Annotated in this window: 1 pseudogene; it reads left to right on the forward strand. The window is 61.6% G+C overall.

What is annotated here, in order from left to right:
* Position 1: 1 nt before the first annotated feature.
* Positions 2 to 1087, forward strand: a pseudogene (tuf, locus tag ABB29_RS15555) (elongation factor Tu); the annotation flags it as partial.
* Positions 1088 to 1174 lie beyond the last annotated feature (87 nt).

The following is a 1174-nucleotide window of genomic DNA, read 5'->3' on the forward strand; positions in this document are numbered from 1 at the left end:
CATGGCAAAGGGTAAATTCGAACGCACCAAGCCGCACGTGAACGTGGGCACCATTGGTCACGTTGACCATGGCAAGACCACGCTGACCGCCGCACTGACCAAGATTGGTGCCGAGCGCTTTGGTGGCGAATTCAAGGCATACGACGCGATTGACGCGGCGCCGGAAGAAAAGGCGCGCGGCATCACGATTTCGACCGCGCACGTGGAATACGAGTCCCCGACCCGTCACTACGCGCACGTGGACTGCCCGGGTCACGCCGACTACGTGAAGAACATGATTACCGGTGCAGCGCAGATGGACGGCGCGATTCTGGTGTGCTCGGCCGCTGACGGCCCGATGCCGCAGACCCGCGAGCACATCCTGCTGTCGCGCCAGGTCGGCGTGCCGCACATCGTGGTGTTCCTGAACAAGGCCGACATGGTGGACGATGCCGAGCTGCTGGAACTGGTGGAAATGGAAGTGCGTGAACTGCTGAGCAAGTACGAGTTCCCGGGCGACGACACCCCCATCATCCACGGTTCGGCCCGTCTGGCGCTGGAAGGCGACCAGAGCGACATCGGCGTGCCGGCGATTCTGAAGCTGGTGGACGCGCTGGACACGTTCATTCCGGAACCGGAACGCGACATCGACAAGCCGTTCCTGATGCCGGTGGAAGACGTGTTCTCGATTTCCGGCCGCGGCACCGTGGTGACCGGTCGTATCGAGCGCGGCATCATCAAGGTGGGCGACGAAATTGAAATCGTCGGTATCCGTGCGACCCAGAAGACCACCGTGACCGGCGTGGAAATGTTCCGCAAGCTGCTGGACCAGGGCCAGGCAGGCGACAACGCCGGTCTGCTGCTGCGCGGCACCAAGCGTGACGACGTCGAGCGCGGCCAGGTGCTGTGCAAGCCGGGTTCCATCAAGCCGCACACCGAGTTCGAAGCCGAAGTGTACGTGCTGAGCAAGGACGAAGGCGGCCGTCACACCCCGTTCTTCAAGGGCTACCGCCCGCAGTTCTACTTCCGTACCACCGACATCACCGGTGCGGTGGAACTGCCGGAAGGCGTGGAAATGGTGATGCCGGGTGACAACGTGAAGATGGTGGCCGTAACTTACACACATCTGACGCCGACGAAGATCCTCCTGAGTCACACTTGCGTGTTCTGAGTAACAGCCAGAAAAACTACAAAA

The organism is Pseudoxanthomonas dokdonensis, assembly GCF_001431405.1.
GTDB classification, from domain to species: domain Bacteria; phylum Pseudomonadota; class Gammaproteobacteria; order Xanthomonadales; family Xanthomonadaceae; genus Pseudoxanthomonas_A; species Pseudoxanthomonas_A dokdonensis.